Origin of the sequence: Streptomyces sp. SUK 48 (genome assembly GCF_009650765.1) — a bacterium.
GTDB lineage: Bacteria > Actinomycetota > Actinomycetes > Streptomycetales > Streptomycetaceae > Streptomyces.
Genome location: NZ_CP045740.1, coordinates 7,252,623 through 7,274,186, shown reverse-complemented (window position 1 = coordinate 7,274,186; position 21,564 = coordinate 7,252,623). Strand labels below are relative to the sequence as shown.

General features: G+C 72.3%; 6 protein-coding genes. All 6 read left to right on the top strand.

All coding sequences use genetic code 11. The annotated features are described in order from the left end of the window. The first annotated feature begins 8 nt into the window (after positions 1-8). Positions 9-296 (top strand): WXG100 family type VII secretion target, encoded by a 288-nt coding sequence (locus GHR20_RS32265; RefSeq protein ID WP_037655754.1) that lies wholly within the window; start codon positions 9-11, stop codon positions 294-296. A 3-nt stretch (positions 297-299) separates the two neighbouring features. Next, positions 300-854 (top strand): hypothetical protein, encoded by a 555-nt coding sequence (locus GHR20_RS32260; protein WP_111583520.1) that lies wholly within the window; start codon positions 300-302, stop codon positions 852-854. A gap of 91 nt (positions 855-945) precedes the next feature. Next, positions 946-4,032, top strand: coding sequence for a WXG100 family type VII secretion target (locus GHR20_RS32255; RefSeq protein WP_153815178.1), 3,087 nt, complete (start codon positions 946-948; stop codon positions 4,030-4,032). 97 nt (positions 4,033-4,129) lie between these two features. Then, a complete protein-coding gene (locus GHR20_RS32250) occupies positions 4,130-4,570 on the top strand; it encodes a YbaB/EbfC family nucleoid-associated protein (RefSeq protein WP_153815177.1) in 441 nt (146 codons plus the stop codon). A 48-nt stretch (positions 4,571-4,618) separates the two neighbouring features. Then, entirely contained in the window at positions 4,619-4,984 is a 366-nt protein-coding gene (locus GHR20_RS32245; RefSeq protein ID WP_153815176.1) for a hypothetical protein, read from the top strand. Next, complete coding sequence (locus GHR20_RS32240) at positions 4,981-21,402, top strand: hypothetical protein (protein ID WP_153815175.1); 16,422 nt, start codon at positions 4,981-4,983, stop codon at positions 21,400-21,402. Before GHR20_RS32245 ends, GHR20_RS32240 begins: the two co-directional genes overlap by 4 nt. Positions 21,403-21,564: the final 162 nt, after the last annotated feature.

The window sequence follows — 21,564 nt, the reverse complement described above, 5'->3', positions numbered from 1 at the left end:
GACAGCAGATGACCACGTACACCGTCCAGATGGAGCAGGTCGACTACATCGTCGGCGAGATGAACTCCATCACGCAGCGCATCAACCAGACTCTCACCGAGCTGGACAACGCGGCGAAGATGCACCTCAGCGAGTGGACCAGCGACGCCCAGCAGACCTACCAGCAGGTCAAGGCGCAGTGGGACGCCGCCGCCGCGGACATGACCCAGAAGGCCGCCTCCGCCACGCAGATGCTCGGTGAGATCAACGAGTACTACTCCAGTGGCGAGCGCCAGGGCGTTCGTCTCTGGGGGTGACCGATGGCCGACCAGCCCTTGCCGATCCCGGACACGACCACGTCGACGCCGACTCCGGACCCGCAGCACTACGACGGCGGGACGACGCTCGATTCCGGGCACGGCACCGTGACCGCGGCCACCACCTTCAACCCGCCCAACGTACCGGGCGGTTCGGGTGACCCGGGCAGCGGTACCAGCGTGGACACCCCGTCGATGCTGTTGTTCGCCGACAACATCGACAAGCTGATCCAGCCCACGCGGGACGCCGCGACCGAGCTGGGAAAGGTGCAGACCGAGCCGGGCGCGTTCTATCACGCGAACCAGATCCGGACGAAGGTCAACGGTCCGAACGCCGACTCCGGGCTCAAGGAGTCGTACATCAAGGTGTTCCAGGACCTGGCCCAGGGCCTCGGTGATCTGCGCGACGGCGTCAAGCAGTTGGCGCAGCACTACACCACTCTGGAAGACGCCGGGCGGATGAAGGCCACTGATCTGCAGAACGCCATGCAGAGCACGACCAGTGACTTCACCAGCCTGGTGACCGACGCCGGCGGGTCCGGCGGCGGAGCAAGTTGACGGGTGGTCCTGGCCGCCCCCGGCACCGTACGACGGTGACCGGGGGCGGCGGGGACCCTGACAGGGGCGCAAGCGGGAGACTGGGGCAAAGATGGGCAGCCCGGACTACAACACCGGCGGGTTCAGCGACAGCGGTGACGGCATCTTCGCCGATCCCGGGAACGATCCGGGGTCGATCGACGACTACAACTCGTGGGACTGGAAGCAGATCATGGCGGCCATCAATGGCATGTCCGCCGGAACCGGCTCCGATGCCAACCAGGAGCGTGCCAAGGGGATCTCCGACCCCCAGTCCCTGATGGACGCGGCGGGCCACTTCCTGGACGCCCAGGTGGTGCTCGCCGGGATCGCCAAGAGCCTCGCCGACCAGGCGAACGCACTGGCCGGGGAGAACGGCCCGTGGAAGGGCGCCGCCGCGGACGCCTTCTGCGACATGATCAACACCTTCTCCCGCCAGGTGAAGGCGACCGCGGACGTGCTCTCCGGCGGCGAGGCGGGCAACTCGGTGCCGCAGCAGCTCGCCGACAACTCGGTCAATCTGTACAACGCCCAGGTCAAGATCGCCGACATCGACGCCTGGTACGCCGACCAGGCCGTGAAGATGGGCGTCAAGCCGATGAGCAACGGCCTGATCCCGATCCACGAGAAGCCGCAGCTGGTCGAGATGATGACCAGCGACATGCGGGCGGTCCTCAAGAGCCTGGCGGGCGAGTACCAGGTCACCATCGACTCGGTGCACACCCCGCCGCCGGTGACCAGCCCCACGGACAGCCCGGATGTGCCGGACGACGTCCCGGACGTCTCCGACCCCAATCTGACCGACCCGAACCTGCCCGACGTGAACGCGCCGGATCCGCAGGCGTTCTCGGCTCCCGACACCTCGGGCCTGCCGAACCCGGACCTGCCCGGCGTGAATCCGATGAGCGCGCTCGCCACACCCTCGCCGTTCTCCGGCGGCACGGACGTGGGCGGCGACGGGCCCGGTCTGGACGGGCTGCCGGACGACGCCTTCGGCAACGACACCCTCGATCCGAACGCGCTGGACAAGGCGCTCAACCCGTCCGCGTTCCCGGGCGGCCCCGGCCTGGACGACGGTCTTCCGACGCTGACGCCCACCGCCTTCCCGGGCGGGCTCGACACCGGCACCGGCACCGGAAAGTTCCCCGCGCTGTCCGACAAGCTCGCCGAGGATCCGTCCAGTTGGTCGGGCAACGACGCGCTGCCCGAGGACTTCCCCGGTGACACGGGTGTCGGCGGCACCGGCGGTCTGAACGCGGGGGAAGGGCTCGGCGATGTCGCCCCCGAGAAGTTCCCGGGCGCCCTCGGCACGGAGTCCGGGCTGCCGGAGGGGCTCTCATCGCCGTCGTTCCTCAACGACGCGCTGGAGTCGCCGTCCCTCGACGGCCTGTCGAAGGCCGAACAGGGGCTCGGCACGGGCGGCATGCCGATGATGCCCGGCATGGGCGGCAGCGGCATGCCGAACAGCGGCGCCGTCGACCCCAGCGACGCCAGCGGACTGCTCGACAGCGAGGCCGAGCCCTGGAGCGGCGACCCGAGCGTGGCCGACGAGATCGGCGGCAGGGGCGCCGACGCGGGCGGCGACGGCCTCGGGCTGCCGGTGGACGAGGCGGAGGCCGCGCACTACCCCGGCGGCCTCTCCACCGACGAGGGCCTCACCGGTGCCGGCACCGGGGGCATGCCGATGATGCCCGGCATGGGCGGCAGCGGCATGCCGAACAGCGGCGCCGTCGACCCCAGCGACGCCAGCGGACTGCTCGACAGCGAGGCCGAGCCCTGGGTCGGCGACCCCGAGGTGGGCGAGGAGATCGGCGGCAGGGGCGCCGACGCGGGCGGCGAGGGGCTCGGGCTGCCGCTGGACGAGGAGGCGGAGGCGCTGCCCGGCGGGCTCGCGGCCGAGGAGGCCGGGGGCGGTACGGGCCTGGGTATGAACGGCATGCCCATGATGCCGGGCATGGGCGCGGGCGGCCCGGCCGCGCAGGGCACGGCCGATCCGAGCGACGCCTCGGGGCTGCTGGAGCCCGAGGGCGAGCCGTGGACCGGTGAGCCCGGGGTGCCCGAGGAGATCGTCGGGGGTGCCGGAGCGGGCGGCGAGGGTCTCGCGCTGCCGGACTCCACCGAGGGCATGATGATCGGCTCGGACGGGCTGCCCGTCGCGCCGCCGGTGGCGGCCCCTGTGGCGGCCCGTGCGCAGAGCGGGGAGACCGAGGCCGCCTGGGCGGGCGAGGCAGAGGAGGCGGGTGCCGGCGTGGCGGGCGAGGCCGCGCCCGCGATGCCCGGCATGATGCCCGGCGCGGGCGCCCCCTCCGGTGGGGCGCGGGACGAGCGGTCGGACGCCTCCGGGCTGCTGACCCCCGACACGCACGCCTGGACGCCGGAGGCGGAGGCCGACGGCGAGCGTCCGGTCGTGGCGGCTCACGAGGGCGTCGGCGAGGGCGCGTTGCCCGTCACCCTGCTCGGCGCGGCGGCGGGCGCGACCGCCGCCGTAGTGGCCGGGACCGCCCTCGGTGCCGGTACGGCGGGCTCCGCGGAGGAGTCCGCCGAACGGCACCGGCGCCGGCAGGAGGACGACGCGGCGGCGCCGGTCGTGCTTCCGGTGGGCGGCGACGGCACCGCGCGGCCGCTCGACGCGGACCAGCCGGACGTACCGGATGTGCCCGGCGATCCCGGTGCTCCCGGCGGTCCCGAACTCCCCGACGATCACGTGGCGTTGGCGCCCGCCGCCGGCGGCGAGGCGGAGGACACGGCGGCATGGGACAGCGCGGGAGCCGCGCTCGTACCGCTGCTGTGGTCCGTGCCGACCGAGGACGAGGAGGAGGTCCTCGCGCCCGGCTACGCGACGGAGGACGCCGCCACCTGGTCCGGCGAGGCCGGTGCCACGGCCGGGGAGGCGGACGGGCCCCGGCTCTCCACCTGGCGCCCCAACCGGTCCGGCGCGGCCGGCCCCGGCGAGATGGTCATCCCGGCCGTCCGGCTGCGCTCGTTCGCCGGCGACCCCTCCGAACTCACCGCCGAACTCCCCCCGCAGGAGCCAGCGTTGGACGAGTCGGAGGCCGAGGAGGAACTCGCGCAGCCGTCCCGGGGCATCGCGGACCTGCTGGTCCAGGAGGGCGACACCTGGGGCACGGCGGCCTCCGACGGCTCGGGGGCGGTGCTGTGACGGCCCCGGGCACCCCGCAGCCGCTCGGCGCCCCGCGCCCGCCCGGCACCCGGCGCCGCCCCGCCACCGCACCCTCGCACGACGCAAGGAGACTCGGATGAGCAGCCCCTACGACCAGGAGATAGAGGACCTGCTGGCGCTGTACCGCAAGCAGCGCACGGAGGCCGTCGAGACGCGGCGCCGGATCAACGAGGTGACCGGTACGGCGACCGCGCCCCGGCAGACCGTCAAGGCGACCGTGAACGCGCAGGGCGAGGTCACCGCGATCGAGTTCCCCACCGGCGCCTACCACCGGATGGCGCCGAAGGAACTCTCCGAGGCACTGCTGTCCACCATCCGCCAGGCCCGCGTCAACGCGCTGGAGGCCGTCGCGGAGGTCGGCTCGCACGGGCTGCCGGCCGGGGTGCGGCTCACCGACCTGATCGAGGGCAGGGTCGACGCCACCGAACTGCTCGCGGAGGAACCGGCCATGCCCGACCAGGTGCGCGAGTACATCGCCGAGGGACGGCCGGACGTACGACGCGGTGACGGCCGATGACGCCGGGCACCGCACCCCACGACGACCACCGTATCCAGGGAGGAACGCATGGCTGACGGCGAGTTCTACGTCGACACCGACGGGCTGCGCAACCAGTTGCCGTACGTGCAGCAGCTGGCGGCGCGGTTCCGGGACATCGGCAAGGGCCTGGAGGGGCGCCTGTCCGAGCTGGGCGACTGCTGGGGCGACGACGCCACCGGGAAGCAGTTCTACGAGCAGTACGCCACGCCCCACAAGCAGATCATCGACAGCACCGGGCAGATGGGCCATCTGGTCGACAGCATGCACGACGGCATCCGCACCATGGCCGTCAATCTCGAACGCATGGAGGACCAGAACGTCGAGGCGACCCGGCGGTTGCACACCACCGAGGTCCAGCCCACCGAGACACGGGTGAAGAACACCAAGTCATGAGCATCGAACTGCCCCCGGAACTGGGCTGGGTCGCCAAGCTGGCCGTCGGACAGGACTGGCCCAAGGGTGACGAGGACAAACTGCGCAGCCTGGGTGCGGCGTGGGACGACGCCGCGCGCCAACTGACCGCCATCAGCCGGGAGATCGACCCGGCGACCAGCGGTGTGCTGCACAGCGTCGGCGGTCAGGTCGCCGACGAGTTCACCGCCTTCACCCAGCAGTTGAAGTCCAACATCCCCGACATGGCCGACGCGGCCGGGCAGTTGGGCGAGCTGGGCCGGAACACGGGGTTGCAGGTCGAGTACGCCAAGTACATGATCATCGCTCAGCTGGTGTGGCTGGCGGTCGAGATCGCCGAACTCGCCTTCTGGGCGCCGGAGGCGATCCCGGCCCTGGTCACCGGGGTGCGGCTGATCGTCAAGATGCTGCTGAAGCGGCTGCTGATCTCGATCGCCACCGGTGTCGGGTTCATGGTGGGCATGGACGCGGTGATCCAGGGGATCCAGTTCCTCAAGGGCGACCGCACCAAGTGGGACACCGCCGCGACGCTCCAGGCCCTGGAGGGCGGCGCGATCGGCGGTGCGATCGGCGGGCTCTTCTCCGGGGCGGGCTCGGCCTTCGCGCCGAAGTTCGCGTCCTCGCTGATCGGCAAGGGCATCATCGGCGGCGCGTCCAGCATCGTCACCACCGAGGTGATGTCGGAGATCTTCGGCGGCGAGAACGACATGGGTTCCGCGCTGACCTCGGGCATCATCGGCGCGATGGGCGGTGGCGGGGGCAGGCGGAGGTTCGGCGGGGGCGAGCACACCGAGGTCCACACGCCCGACATCCACCTCCCGTCCGAGCCCGACCTGCACCTCCCGAAGCTCTCCCTCGACACCGACGGGCCGCATCTGTCCGGCGCGGAAGGCTTCGACACCAAGGGGGCGGGTTCGGGGCTGGGCGAGAAGGGCACGGGCACCGGGAGCGGCACCGGTTCCGTCAAGTCGCTGAACACGGGCGGCACGCGTACCGGCGACGAGACCGGCCACGTCGGCGACAGCAAGGCACACACCGCCCCGCACACCACGGTCACCGAGTCCGAGGGCCCGGTCACCGGCGCCACCCGGAAGACGACCACGGCACCGCACGTCGCCACGGAATCCACCGGGTCCACCCGGACCACCGGGTCCGACCGGTCCACCGAGACCCACCTGACCACCGGGACCAACCGGCCCACCGAGACCCACCTGACCACCGGGACCAACCGGTCGACCGAGACCGACCGGTCGACCGAGACCGACCTGTCCGCAGGAGCCAACCGGCCCGCCGAGACCACCCGGTCGACCAGCTCCACCACCTCCACCAACCCCACCGGCACCACCCGGTCCACCGGCCCCACCACCTCCACCAACCCCACCGGCACCACCCGGTCCACCGGCCCCACCACCTCCATCACCCCCACCGGCACCACCACGTCCCACCGCTCCCCCACGACGGACCACGGCCAGGACGAGGTCGCCCCCCGGGCACCCCGCGCCCAGGCGCCCACCGGCCAGAACCAGGCCCCGGCGACCGGCGGACAGAACGGGGCCCCCACGCCCGGCGGCCAGCACCCGACCCCGACCACCGTCGGGCAGAACCAGTCGCCGTCCACCGCCGCGCCGCACCCGTCCCCCACGAGCGCCGCGCCGCACCAGTCCCCGACGACCGAGCACACGCCCGCCTTCCCGGACGTCCCTGGGCACGAGCCCGGTGCGACCCCGCACGTGGACACCGAGTCCACGGCCCCCGACACGCATGTCACCGAGCAGCTGCACCAGCTGGACTCCATCGCCGTGCCCACCCACGACCCGAACCCGCTCCACCAGGCACCGACGCCCCCGACGAACCGGCCCGTCGCCCCCGACGCCGGCATACGGCAGCGCGTGTCGGACCTGGACCGGGCCGCGCGGTCCGCCGGGATGTCCGAGGCGGACCGGTCGGCGTACACCCGTGCCGTGGAGCAGGCCGCCGCGTCCGGCGACTGGCAGCGCGCCGGGGAGCACCTGTCGGATTTCCGGACCCATGTCGAGACGCGCGCCGTCCAGCAGCGCTACGACGCGTTCCACGCGCACGCGCAGGGCGGCTTCGACCGGCTGACCGACTTCACCGGCTCCCGGCAGGAGTGGCAGAGCAGGGTCGACGCGGTCGAGCAGGCCCACCGCTCCGGAGACCCCGAGCTGCTGGACAGCAGGCTCAACGAGTACTCGTCGTACGTCGAGAACCATGTCCCCGCCGGGTCGCTGACCGGGAACGACACCCCGCGCCCCTTCCACCAGGACGTGGAGGACCTGCGGCAGCGCCTCGCCCTGACCACCGACCAGCCCACCGCCGACCGGCTGCGCGCACAGCTGGACTCGACGCGCCAGGACGCGGAACTGCACGACCGGCTGGTCCAGTTGCGGTCCACCTCGGACCCCGAGACCACCGCGCTGTACGAGCGCCTCGACAACGCCCGCACCCCGGACGAGGCGAACCAGGCCCTGCACGATCTGGAGCAGCATCGCGAGGACCAGCGGCTCCAACAGCGCCTCGATCACCTGAAGTCGGACGAGCCGACGCCCGACCGGCCTCCGACGCCGGGCAGCGAGGCCGACCTGCGCCGCCGTCTGGACGCCCTCAACGACGGCGCGGACGAGCACGAACGCGAGCTGCGCGAGCGGGTCGACCAGGCGGCCACCCCGCAGGACGCCGACCGGGCCCTGCGCGACCTCCACGAGTACCGCACGGACCAGCGGCTCCAACAGCGCCTGGACCGGCTGAAGTCGGACACCCCCGACCGCCCCTCCGAGCGCGAACTGCGCGAGCGTCTCGAAGCCCTGCACGACGGAGAGGACGATCCCCGCGCAGCAGAGCTGCGCCGCCGCGCCCAGGAGGCGGGGACCGAGCAGGAGGCCCGGGCGGCTCTCGACAAGCTCGACCAGCACCTGCACCGGCGCGAGTCGGATCGCCAGGACCGGATACGCGAACTCGGCGACCGCCTTGAGCAGGCGCGGGAGCAGCACACCGAGCAGCTGCTCGGCATACGCGAGGGCGCGCCCGAGGACACCTTCCGCCGGATCGAGGACATCCGCACGGGGTTGTCCTCCCACCTGACGTACGACGAACGCACCAGCGGGCTCCGGCAGGAGCTGACCCGGCCGGCCGTCACCCCGGAGTCCCCCGGCCACCTCGACCGCATCACCACCAAGGCCGACGAGCACCCGAACACCACCGAGGACACCACACCCGGGCCGGCCGGCGACGACGCCCTCAAGGCCCCCGCGGATCACACTCCGAGCACCGGCTCCACCAGTTCCGCAGATCACCGGACGACACCCGCCCCCGGACCGCAGCACCCCGCTCAACAGCCCCATCAGCAGCCTCACGGGCAGCCCCGTCACCAGCAGCAGGGGGACCAGCAGCTCCAGGCGCGGAAGGAGCCGTCGCAGGAGGACCCGGACCACCCCTCCCGGCAGCCCGTCCCCAGCGCCGAGGGCCTCGACGATCTGCGCCGGCCGGCCGGCACCAGCGGTCCCTCGGGCCCGCCGCCCCGGATGCGGCTCGACCGCACCCCGCGCTATGTGGTGCGGTCCGGCTTCGACCAGCGGAGGTTCACGGTCGGCGAGACGTCGTACACCGATCTCACCGTACGCGTGGCGCTGCGGGAGGACGGTTCGGGCGCGCATGACGCCGACGACACCTGGGGCCGGGCGCAGGAGGGCGTGCGGCGGTACTTCAACGATCCCCGGTACACGCTCCCCAACGGCGACCGCCTGCATGTCACCCTGGAGCGCGTCGGCCCGGACGACAAGCCGCATCTGACCGTCGACCTGGTGGGCGCGGGCCACGACATGGACCAGCGCAACTGGGCGCCGGGGGCCCGGCCGGTCGAGTACGCGCACGAGATCTCCCACCAGCTGGGGCTGCGCGACGAGTACGCCGACGAGACCGCGCCGCAGCGCCCGCACATCCCCGGCAGCCTGCCCGGCGACGTCCACCGGGCCCCGGAGCACGACGAGCTTCCGCACGGCGGGCTGCGCGACCGCCACATCCAGCTCCTGGGCGCCCTGACGACGGGCCATGACGACCTGCTCGCCCAGCGGGGCGGGGGCCACCACCCCCGGCACGAGGACACCGGGGACGGCTCCGCCTGGCGGCAGGCGCGGGCCGAGGCACCGGCGGTGCCCCGGCAGCACGCCTGGGTGGACCCGGTGTCCGACCCGACCCGGCAGCCCGAGCCCAAGCCGGGCGAGGTCGACGCGCACGCCGCGCGGGAGACGTACGGCATGCCGGAGAAGAACTTCAAGGGGTTCCGGCAGATCGCCCGCGAGAAGAACCTCGTCATCGACGTCCGCCCCACCAACCCGACCGCACCGAAGTGGCTCGACGCCGGAGCCATGGCCAAGCCCCAGGCCATCAAGGCGAAGACCATCAACGAGGCCGACGTCCACCTCGGCGCGGACCCGAAGACCATCGGACTCGTCGGGTACTTCAAGCCCCGGACCCCCGACCGGGCCACCGTTCCCGACGGGGACTGGGACAAGGTGCTGTCCCGCTACAACCAGCGCTCCACCGAATACCGCGAACTGAACGCCAAGATGGCGGTGTACGAGGCGGAGCACAAGTTCGCCGTCAAGGACGGCGTGGTCTACGGCATCGACAGCGAGGGCCGGCAGCGGCCCATCACCGGCGACCACGACCTGTTCGACATCTCCACCCCGGGCGGCACCCGCGTCCCGCATCCCCAGCACGACGAACTCATCAAGGAGATGCAGGCCAAGGACATCGCCGTGATGCACGGCGCCCATATGTTCTGGGACCCGCCCTCCCCCTTCAGCAAGACCGTCTTCGACAAGATCGTGGATTCGCACCAGGGTCCCGACGGCGAACCGCTGCTGCGTTTCCGGCCGGAGAACAAGCACGCCGAGCTCACCTGGACCAAGCCGCTCAAGGACGATGAGGTCAACTCGTACACGGCGCGGCACACTTACGGCATTCCGGAGAAGAACTTCAAGGGGTTCCGGCAGATCGCCCGCGAGAAGAACCTCGTCATCGACGTCCGCCCCACCAACTCCACCGCGCCGAAGTGGCTCGACGCCGGAGCCATGGCCAAACCGCAGGACATCAAGGCGAAGACGATCAGCGAGGCGGACACCCACCTCGGCGCGGACCCCAGGAACATCGGACTCGTCGGCTATTTCAAACCCAAGTTGCCCGACCAGGCCACCGTCCCCGGGAAGGACTGGGACAAGGTCCTGTCCCGCTACAACCAGCGCTCCACCGAATACCGCGAACTGAACGCGAAAATGGAGCTGTTGGCGAAGAAGAACAAGTTCGTCGTGGTCGACGGCGTGGTGCACGGCGTCGGTGAGGACGGTGTGCGGCGGCCCATCACCGGGGACCACGACCTGTTCGACATCTCCACCCCGGGCGGCACCCGTATCCCGCCAAAGGAGCACGAGGCGCTGATCAAGGAGATGCAGGCCAAGGACATCGCCGTGATGCACGGCGCCCATATGTTCTGGGACCCGCCCTCCCCCTTCAGCAAGTCCGTCTTCGACAAGATCGTCGACGCCCATCACGGTCCGGACGGCGAGCCGCTGCTCCGCTTCCGGCCCGGACACGAGAACGCCGAACTCACCTGGACGGAAAAGCCGCAGGAACACCCGAAGGAGCACGAGCAACCGAAGGACCAGGAACAGCTGAAGACCGAGGAAGAGCCGAAGGATCAGGAACAACTGAAGGACGGCGAACAGCCGAAGCCGCAGGAACAGCCGAAATCCCAGGAGGAGGAGAAGCCGCAGGAGACGCCGAAGCCGCGGGAGAAGGAGCCGGACGCCGTCCTGGACGGGCGGCACATCCAGGGGCTCGCCGGGAAGAAGATCACCGAGGACCCGGGTCCGGACGCCGTGCGCACCCGCGTCGAGACCCTGCTCGGCGGCCACTCCGGGGACACCTCCGTCGCCCAGCGCCTGGACGCGGCCCTCGACCCGGCCAACTTCCGCAAGCAGCACGGGCAGATGGTCAACGGCGGCTGGCGCTTCACCGTCCATGTGGACGGCAAGCCGTACGAGGTCGAGGTGAAGGCGAGCGCCTCCGCCTGGCAGCTGGACCGGACGAAGGACGCGGCGAAGGACAACGACGGGGACGGCTTCGACGTGCCCGTGGAGTCGACGCACGAGAACGCCCCGCGCAAGACGGAGATGACGTCCTCCGAGGCGGGCCTCGAATTCGGGCCGACCATCGTACGGCCCGTCAACCCCCAGCTCTCCGCTCTCATCACGCCGTCCGGCAAGCTGGGCGGCGCCACACACGGGCGCGAGACCACGGTCAAGTCCTCCGCGCAGACGGCGAACCAGTTCGCCTTCACCGGCAAGACGGACAGCTACACCTCCGACTTCACCTACCGGGTGAAGGTCACGGACCACCAGGGCACCCGGCTCGCCGCCCCCGGCGCGGACGGCGAGATCAAGGGGCAGGTCCGTGCCGATGTGCCCCGGCCGCAGGAGCTGGACAAGGACCGGCCGCGGGCCTGGCAGGGCTGGGAGTCCGACCGGGCCAGGAACCACGCCGAGCGGCCCGCCTCCGGGCATCCGGTGTCCGTCACCGGCCTCGACACGGCCCGCGACGCCGTCTACGAGGCGCTGCCGCGCGAGGCACGCCCCGACGGCACCGCGCACCAGGACATCGAGGACTTCTTCCAACCCTCCAACGTCATCAACGAGTTCGAGCACGCCTCGGGCGCCGGTCTGCTGTCGAAGCCGCTGACACTGAGCGACGGCGGCAAGGCCCACCTGCTGCTGACGGTGGAACCGGACGACTCCCGGGCCCTGCACACCGTGGACGACAAGGCGACGCTGGGTTCGAAGTCGAGTGGCGAGCACGGGCAGAGCCGTACCGAGAACAGCTCCTGGTCGCTGGGGCTCAGCGGCGGCGCCACCGGCGAGGTGTGGAAGGCCACGGACGGCAGCAAGGAGTCCACCTGGCTGACCGGCACGGCCGGCTACACCGGCTCCGGCAACCTCGCCCACGGCGTCAAGGGCAAGAACACCATCGGCAGCGAGGCCAGCCGGGAGCAGAAGGGCAAGGCCGACCTGGTCGCCACCCAGGTGCGGCTGCGCGTCCAGCTCATCCGGCACCACTTCGGACCGGGGCTCGACGGCCTGCACTCCACCAGCACCACGAAGATCGGCGACCACAGCCCGCCGCCGTCCGTGAAGCAGCCGGCGCCCGCCCCCGGCGACGTCGTCCTCACCATCGATCCGCAGAACGGCGAGGTGCTGCGCGCCGTCCCGCACGAGCTGCCGCCGGTCACCACCGGTGACCACGCACAGCTGGAGCCCGCCCGGCTCACCGACCCGGTCGCCGCCCCGCGCACCACGATCCTCGACGTCCCCGGCTCGACGGAGCTGGAGGACCACATCGTGCGGGAGATGCACCGGGACCATCCCGGTGTGCTGCCGCCCCCGGAAGCGGTGCGCCCCGGCACCGCCGCCGGGAACCACCCCGTGGACCATCCCCGGGTCACGCCCGAGGCATGGGAGAACCTGCGCTCGCTGCGGCAGCAGCTCGCGCCGTCCCGGCTGCGCGGCGACGGCGCCAAGCTGCTGGACGGCACCTACCGGATCACCCTCAAGAGCCCCCATCTGCCAGGGCGTTCGGGCACCACGCACGAGGTCCTCATCAAGGCCGAGCCCGGCAAGGGCGACCATCTGGGCTCCGGGAAGTCGACCACGAAGGCCGCGCACGCCCGGACCACCGGGGCCGACAAGTCCGTCACCCGCAGCGCCAAGCACGTCGTCAACCTCGCCGGAAACGTGCGCAGTTCACTCGATCACCCGGACGTCACCCGGGGCTTCACCATCGGCAGCCTGGACATCACCGCCCACAACCCCTCGCACGGGCTCACCATGGGCACCGAGACCGAGGTGAAACGGCAGTTCTCCCTGGAGGCGGACACCGACACCTACGGCCATCCGGTGACGTACCACGTCATGATCGGCGTGGAGGACCCGAAGCAGCCGACCACGCACCTGTCCACGATCGCGCCGTCCCCGCACCTTCAGCACATCAAGCAGGTCAAGCCCGGCGGCCACCTCACGGTCGAGGTCGCGCGCCCGCAGGAGGGGAACGACAGCCCGCCGCCGGCCTCCATCCCCAAGGTGGAGGTGCTGCCGCAGCGCCACGCGATCCGCCATGTCACCGCGTCCGACGCCTTCCGGGACACCGCGCGGCAGTCGCTGACCAGCGCCTTCCAGAAGAAGAGCGCGGCGGCGGCGCACGCCCGGGTGCCCGAGCTGAAGGACGCCCTGGACGGGCTCACCGACGAGGACCATCTGCGGTCCCTGGTCTCCGCCTCGCACGGCGGCTGGGCCAACAGCGGTGACGAGCAGGTCGGTTCGGGCCGCAACCGCGACACCGTCGGGCTGTCGACCCGTACCGAGCTGAGCAATCTCCGCTTCCGCGAGACGCTGCCCGGCGAGGGCAAGCTGGAGATCGAGACCAAGTCCAGCGTGTCCACGGCGGTCGCCGACAAGAACACCCGGGCGTTCAAGGCCGGCCTGGGCTTCGACGCCGCCCGCTTCCCGTCCAAGGACAGCCCCGACGCCTCCCTCCAGGTGCGCGGCGGCGTCAAGGGCAAGGGCGGCGCCGGGCAGAACAGCGGCGAGAACATCAAGCAGAAGATGACGACCTCGCGCAAGGCCGCGTACAAGGGCACCTGGCATCTGTACGAGGCCGACGCGGACGTCACCGTGCAGGGCCGGGTCACCGACGCCAAGGGGAAGATCACCCTGGGGGACCCGCAGCACAGCGGTCACCGGGTGCTGGTGCTGCTCTCCGACGACGACGTGCGACGGCTCGGCGCGGACACCTCGAAGGCACCGGACACCACCGGGACCCGCCAAGCCCCGCTGCTCGCCCAGGGGTTGCTGGGCGGCGCCACCGCCGAGATCCCCCGCTCCGACGAGATCCTCGGCGAGATCGACCGGCAGATCCGCGGCCTCGAGCAGGTGTCCGACGTGCCCGAGAGCGCGCTGCCGTTCGCCGACACCTTCTCGCCGGAGAACCTGTCGGCCAACTACGAGGACCTGGTGGGCCGGGGCATCCTCGACTACCACGTGCAGGAGTCCCGCACCCAGCGCGTGATCACCGAGGTCCTGGTGCGGGGCGTCCCTCGGGACGAGTGGGCCGACGAGGGCGACCACTCCACCGGGGACACCACCCGCAAGGTCGGTCTCAGCGAGACCGTCAAGGGCAGTGCGGGGCACAACTGGTCGCTGGGCGCCGACGGCAACTTCCGTATCTCCTACGCCCCGGTGGTCAAGCCCAAGCCCGGCGAGGACGCCGCCGCCGTCAAGGCAGAGGAGAGCAAGTCAGGTCTCGGCAACGTGGCGTGGGCGCCGTCCGGAGGTGCCGAGGGCACCCGGAGCAAGAGCGCCGAGAGCGGGGTCACCACCAAGGTCGAGCACAAGACGTCGAAGTTCGGCGACACGGTGCGGTTCGGCAACCGTATGCGCTTCGAGGTCACGGTGACCCGGCGCACCGAGTACGGGCGCTTCGTCAACCTCGCCAAGCCGCGCCCCGTGGAGCCGACCTGGCGGGTGCACGTCGACGTGCCCAAGTCCCTGACGGAGACCGCCGAACAGGCGGCCACTCACCAGCAGGATCAGCAGAAGCAGCAGCCGCCGAAGGCGCAGCAGCAGGTCCTGGACGGCGGCGGCACCGTCGAGATGCGGCCCGTCGTGCCCAAGGCGGACCGGGACCGCTGGCAGGCGTCGCTGGACTCGGCCCACGACCTGGTGGGCTTCGACCACCACACCGGGCTGTACGACCAGGCGCAGACGGTGCTCACCACGCCCCGGCCCTGGGGCGACGGCGTACTCGGCAAGACCGGCGCGGCCCTCTCCTGGGGCCTGGGCTCCGCCGCGAGCACGGTCGGCCACTGGGCCGGGGCCATGACGCCCGAGGCGGCGACCAAGCTGCTCGGCTCCTTCGTCGCCGATCCCCGGCTCGACGCCTCCCATCCCCTGGTGAGCGAGCAACGCCTGCCGCTGGAACAGCAGTTCTCACTGCGCCGGGCGCTGGGCTCGGGCACCCTGCCCACGGTCTTCCATCAGCTGAAGGACCCCGCGCACGGCTACCGCACGGTGCCGCTCGGCAGCGACGGCAGAACCGGTGTCGAGGTCCGTATGGAGCCGACCGGGGACGCGGTGGAGATCTCCACCCGGGACGACGGCAGCGACGAGATCACCGTGTCCACCGAGCACGAGTCGGCCACGACCGCGAGCAACGGCCTCACCGCGAACCTGACGCCGCTGGCCGTGCCCGTGACCACCAAGAACCCGAGCGTCGTGGTCCCGATGCCCACCAACGCCCTGAAGCTGGACCGCGACCAGACCTTCGAGAGCGACTCCCCGGTGACGCGCGCCCCCGGCGTCCCGGCCCGCACCCTCGCGCCTCCGGTGCTGCCGCACGGCAAGACGGCCACCGAGCCGGGCAAGGCCACGGTCAAGGGCGCCCAGGTGCTGATGCGCCAGCCGGTGCGGCTGAGCACGCAGAAGTACGACGAGAACGGCACGTACGGGAACACGGCGCATACGGACGGGCACGTCTACTACTGGACGGCGAAGAAGACCGAGGACGCGAGTACGAGTACGACCACGGCGACGTCCACGTCCAGCTCCACCTCCACGGACACCACCGCGTCCAAGGACGCCACGCCGTCCAAGGACACGGTCGCGTCCACGGAGACCACGCCCGTCAAGGACACGGTCACGACCACGGACACCACGCCCGTCAAGGACGCGACCACGACCACGGACACGAAGCCCGTGAAGGCGCCCGGGGAGACCGAGCAGCAGGACACGACGCACAAGCCGGCCGAGACCCAGAAGCCCGTCGACACGCACGACCCCGCCGACACACACAAACCGGCCGAGTCGCACGAGACGACCAAGCCCGCCGACTCGCACGAGACCACCAAGCCCGCCGACTCCCACGAGACCACCAAACCCGCCGAGAACCAACCGCCCCTCGAACAGCACAAGCCCGCCGAGGACCACACCACCGAGGCCCCGCCCCAGCCCCGTGTCCCCGTTCCCGGGGACGGCCGCTGCCTGCTCTACTCCGTGCTCGCGAGCACCCCGCCCGAGCACTGGCCGAGCGCCCTGCACGGCGGTACGACCGGCCATGCGCGCGCCCGGCACGGGGCCGTCGTGCACCAGATCCGCACCCAGCGCGGCCGCGTCGGCGCGGACAGCCCGCTGGGCCGGGCCGCCCGCGATCTGCACCAGATGGTGCTGGACCGGGTCCAGAACTCCCGTCCGCAGGATCTCCCGTTCGACGTCACGGAGTTGTACCGCCGCACCCAGGAGAACCAGCTGCGGCAGACGCTCCGGACGGAGAGCTTCGAGCAGTTGCGGCAGCGGCTGCACGACGCCGGTGTGGACCACGTCGTCTCGCACGACTGGCTCAGCCCGCAGGCCCTGCGCACCCTGTATGTCGACACGCGCGCCCAGGAGTTGACGGGCCCCCCGCACCAGCTCTCCGCGCAGGACGCGGCCGACCGAGCGGCCGCCGAGGTGCCCGAGACCACGGACGAGCAGGGCCGGTGGAAGCTGCGCGACAGCGCCCTCGCCCCGCGCGCCCAGTTCGCGTACCTCACCACCCGTTCCGGCCCGCTGAGCCTGGACTACGTCGACAGCCACGACCGCCTGGCCGGCGCCGTCGTGGACACCGCGCTGCACCAGCCGCTCACCCCGGCCGAACACCGGGCGCTGATCCGGGCCGTGCGGAACTGGGTGCCGGGCAACGACGCGTGGAACACCGACGAGGGCGAGATGTTCCCCGGGCTCGTCGCCCACACCCTCGGCGTCCAGCTGCGCACGTTCCAGTCGACCGGCGCCGGCACGGCCCATCTGCGCACGGTGGGGCCGGAGGGCGGCGACCGCACGGTGGACGTGTACTACAACGGCCGTAACCACTACGACGCGAGCCGCACCCCGACGCACCCGGCCGACCAGGGCACCACCACCGTGCCGCCGAAGGCCAAGCCGCCGATGTCCGACGAGGCCGCGCCGAAGACCCCGAAGGCCCCCGCCGCCACGACCACCCACCACACCACCGCCACGACCACCCACAACGCCGCCACCGCGCCCCCGGTCACCGCCCCCCGTCGCCCCCTCGATCACGCCCCCCGCTTCGTGGTCCGGTCCGCCTTCGACGCCCGCGCGTTCCGCGTCGGCGACACCAAGGTCACCGATCTGACCGTGCGGGTCGCGTTCCGGGACGGCTCGGGCCATGACCCGGACACCGCCTGGCAGCGGCTCCACCAGGGTGCCGAGGAGTTCTACAACCGCCCCGGCCACCGCCTCCCCGACGGCAGCCTGCTGCATGTGACGGTGGAGCGCGTACCCGTGGGCTCCGACCCGCACTTGGTGGTCGACCTCGCGGGCCACGACCGTCCGATGGACCAGCGCACCTGGTGGCCGGACGCCGAACCCGTCGCCTACGCACACGAGTTGGGTCACCAGCTCGGACTGCGCGACGAGTACCGCGAGGACGACGAGGGCCCCGGCCGGGCGCAGGTGGCGGGCAGCCTGCTCGGCGACTTCCACCGGCCCGCGCCGCACGGCCTCGCCCAGGGCGGGCTGCGCGGCCGCCATCTCCAGCTGCTCGGGGCGCTCGTCGGCGACGTACCCGAGTCCGTCGTCCACAGCGGCGGCGAGCAGTCGCACACCATGCCGTCGGAGCGGGACCCGCGCTGGCAGCAGGCCCGTACCGACGCCGAGCCCGTGACCAGGCGACACGTCTGGGTCGACCCGGTGACCGACCCCCGGCACGACTCCGCCGAGAAGGAGCACACCGCCCAGGACCCGCGCATGCCGCAGTCCGAGAACTCCCAGGAGCACCGCGAAGAGGAGGAGGACTGGTCGGACATCCTCCAGGAGTACACGGCGGAACGCCGGCACGAGTACGAGTGGCTGGACGGCCTGTACGGCGAGACGCTCGACCAGGAGTCGTACGACCGCGCCCACGACGCCCTGCTCACCCTTCAGTCGATGGATCTGGCGCACCCGGCGCCGGACGCGGAACACCGGCCGCATCTGGAGCTGCTGGCCGGACAGGTGCTCCATCTGGACGAGGCGCCGAGCGCGGACGACTACCGGTATCTGCTGGCCCTCACCGCGCACGCCGGGCCGGAGTCGACACGGGACGCCGCCGCGCTCGCCGCGCACTTCCTGGCCACCGAGCACGGCGCGCTCGACCACCACACCGCGCTGGTCGACTCCTCCGGACAGGCCACGGGCCGCGACTGGACGGGGACGCGGGCGGTGCCGCCGGACCTGACGAGCTACACGGTGTCCGGCCCGGGCGGGGAGTCCACCGAGCACGAGGCGCCCTGGCGGGAACCGTACGTGGTCACCGCCCTGGGCACACCGGGGGACGGCCTGTTCTTGCAGGTGGACGGCCGGACGATCCGGGTGTCCGGCCCGGCGGAGTTCGCCGAACTCGTCGCCCGCGACCCGCTGCGCGGCCCCGACCAGGACATCCTGCTGCTGGTCTCGCACGCGCAGGACCACGGCCTCGCCCAGCTGGTGGCGGACCGGTCCCATGCGGCGGTGTGGTCGACCGGCGCCGAGGTGCGCCCCACGCTCGACTGGCGCACCGGCACCGAACGCCTCGACCTGAGCGGCGGCGACGGCGCCTGGTCACTGCATCTGGGCGGGGCGCGCGGGCCGCTGGACCTGTTCGACGACCTGTTCGATCCCTCCTCCCCGGAGCACGATCCGGGCGGCCCCGACTACGCGGCCAAGCTGGCCCCGCACCCGGGCGGCGACACCTCGCCCCTGACCCCGGCGAACCTGCTGGACCGGCTGCGCGCCCGCCCGCTGACGACCAGCGACTACGAGGTGACCGGCGCCGAGCCCGGCACGACGCTGTTCGCACAGCCGACCAGCATGGAGCAGACCGGCTTCAGGTACGACCGGAGCGGCTCCGGTGACGTACCGCGGCTGATCGTGCCCACCCAGGGGCGTCACCAGACCCTGGTGAGCGAGCATCCGCCGCTCCACGTGTCGGCGGACCTCTCCCTGGCACACCGTCAGGGCGGTTACGGGCAGCAGGTGTTCGCGTCCCCGAAGGCGATCGAGTCGGCCAACCACCGGCTGGCCCTCGCGGGCAGCCTGGTGCGGCTGAAGGGCGACGAGGTCAAGCTGCGCATCGGCGACGGCCAGGGCGGACATCGCGAACTGGTGCGCGTCACCCCGCAGTTCCTGACCCGGTCGGGGAAGTCGGAGGAGGAGATCTGCCGGGACTTCGCCCAGATGGTCTCCGGCAATGTCGCCGCCTCGCACGTGGTCTTCCGGGGCCCGGACGGCACCGGCCTCGCCAAGGCGCCGATCAACGCGCTGGGCCGTACCGAGGTCACCGGCATCCACCACCTCGCCGAGTCCCTCACCCTGGTGGCCGACGGTCAGCGGCCCGCGGCGCTGGACCCCTCGTGGGCGGCCCGGCAGGTGGGCCGGGACGACCGGTTCATCGCCGAGAGCGACGGCCCCACCCCGGGCAAGTCCTATGGCAGCGCGCTCAGTTACGACCCGCTGGACAATCCGCGCCGCGACAACCTGTCGGCCGCGGCACGCGAGATCGGCATCAACGAGCACGCCTGGGCGAAGGTCGGCGAGGCGTACCTCGTGCACTCGATCAACGCCCTCGACGCGGACGGTCTGCCGAGCCTGGCGCACAACTACGCCAAGCCCGGCGAGCCGGACCACAGTCACTTCGGCTACCACTTCGCCGCCGTGGTGCTGGCCAGCGAGGACGGCAGGCACCAGATCACCCTGGAGAACTTCGCCCGCCGCGCCCATGTCGCCGCCATCGTGAAGTCGGCCGTGGCCCGCAACCTCCGGCACGCCACCCCCGACGGCTTCCACAAGCTGCACGAGGCCATCGGCGACGAGCTCGACAGCGCGCGCACGGGTGCGGCCGACGAGGCGCGGGTCAAGCGGCTGGAGCGCCATCTGGCCCTCGCGGACGCGCTCGCCAAGGCGGTGGACGCGCGGGCGGCCCGGGACGCGACCGCCGAGGGCAGCCCCGAGGGTGTGGCCGCCGACGCCGCGTACGACAAGGCGGTCAAGGTGGCCGAGGCGCGGATGAAGCAGGCGTCGGAGCTGACCAAGGGCAGCGAACTGTGGCACTTCCGGATGTTCTCCCAGCGGCCCGGCGAGACGATGCACGAGGTCAGCGCGGATCTGCTGACCAATGATCCGTCGGCCGAGGCCAACCCGCTGACGTCCGTCATCGTGCACGGCCACCGGCTCCCGCAGGTGGACATCGGGTTCCGCGAGGGCTCCCGGCAGATCAGCAGGGACGAGGGCCGCAAGCTCAACTACGTGGCCGAGCTGGCGACCCGGACCGGGTTGTGGAACCACCACAACGGTCTGCCGCTGCCCCGGATCACCGTGACCGGGCGCGGCAACGCCCGCCGCCCCACGCTCGGCGGGGTCCTGCCCGAGGCCGCGCGGCAGCGGGCCGAGGCCGTGCACGGGGAGCTGCGGGACCGGCTCGACCGGTACCTCATCAACTACCAGCACGGTGTCGCGCAGCGGCGGCTGACCGCGGCCGACTTCCCGGTCGCGGTCTCCACCGAGCACCCCGCGCCGGGCGGTGACCGGGAGCAGGGCCGTGTGACGACGGTCGCGGTGCACGACCACCGGCCGGAGGACACCACCGCCGGCACCACCACGACCCCGCACGCGGCCTCCTCGTCCTCCCCCGCCTCCCCCTCGGCCTCCTCCTCGGCCGAGGCGGCACCCCGGGCGCCCCGGGCCCCCCGGACGGAGCACCGGCCAGCGGAACAACCGCAGCGGCCCCCGGCACGGCCGCACCACCCGGCCGCGGAACCGGTATCGGCACCGGCACCGGCACCCACCCCGGCGCCCTCCTCGTCGTACCGCAGTGAACGCCTCACCATCGGCGGGGTCGAGTTCGCGGACGGCTCGGTGGAGCTGGCGGGAGCGCAGCGGGAGACGGTGCACCGGCTGGCCGCCGAGGTGGCCTGGGCCGCGGTGGCGAACACACGTGCGGGTTTTCCGCCGCCCCGGGTGGTGGTCGTCGGCCACGCCCACGGGATGCGCGGCGGTCTCCCCCACTTCGGAGAGGCGCTGCGGCGGGGGCAGGCGCGCGCGGACGGGGTGGCGGAGGTGTTCCGCTCGGCGCTCGCGGTCCATCTGGCGCGGCTCCAGGCCGACGGGGAGGGTGTCACGCTCCTGGCGGACATCGAGGTCACCACCCGTTCCGAGGGCAACGCACCGCCCCCCGGGGCCCCCTCGGAACCGGACGCGGGGGCCGCGCTCCGGCAGGCGTTCGTCGTGGTCGAGCTGCCCCGGCCGGGGGGAGGTGACGCGCGGTGAGCGCGCCGGTCGCGCGCCACGACGCGCCCCGCCGGGGCCGGTTCGGGCGGTGCGCGGCCGGGCAGAATGCCGCAGCGCACATGACCTTCGCGGCCACAAGACCGATACTGAGGTGCAAGGCTCCGACCACCTATCTGGTCCCACCCGGCCTGAGCAGGGAGA

Bases quoted from the DNA above. Each gene is read 5' to 3' on its own strand.
- GHR20_RS32265 (WP_037655754.1), top strand. From the start codon at position 9: ATGACCACGTACACCGTCCAGATGGAGCAGGTCGACTACATCGTCGGC.
- GHR20_RS32260 (WP_111583520.1), top strand. From the start codon at position 300: ATGGCCGACCAGCCCTTGCCGATCCCGGACACGACCACGTCGACGCCG.
- GHR20_RS32255 (WP_153815178.1), top strand. From the start codon at position 946: ATGGGCAGCCCGGACTACAACACCGGCGGGTTCAGCGACAGCGGTGAC.
- GHR20_RS32250 (WP_153815177.1), top strand. From the start codon at position 4,130: ATGAGCAGCCCCTACGACCAGGAGATAGAGGACCTGCTGGCGCTGTAC.
- GHR20_RS32245 (WP_153815176.1), top strand. From the start codon at position 4,619: ATGGCTGACGGCGAGTTCTACGTCGACACCGACGGGCTGCGCAACCAG.
- GHR20_RS32240 (WP_153815175.1), top strand. From the start codon at position 4,981: ATGAGCATCGAACTGCCCCCGGAACTGGGCTGGGTCGCCAAGCTGGCC.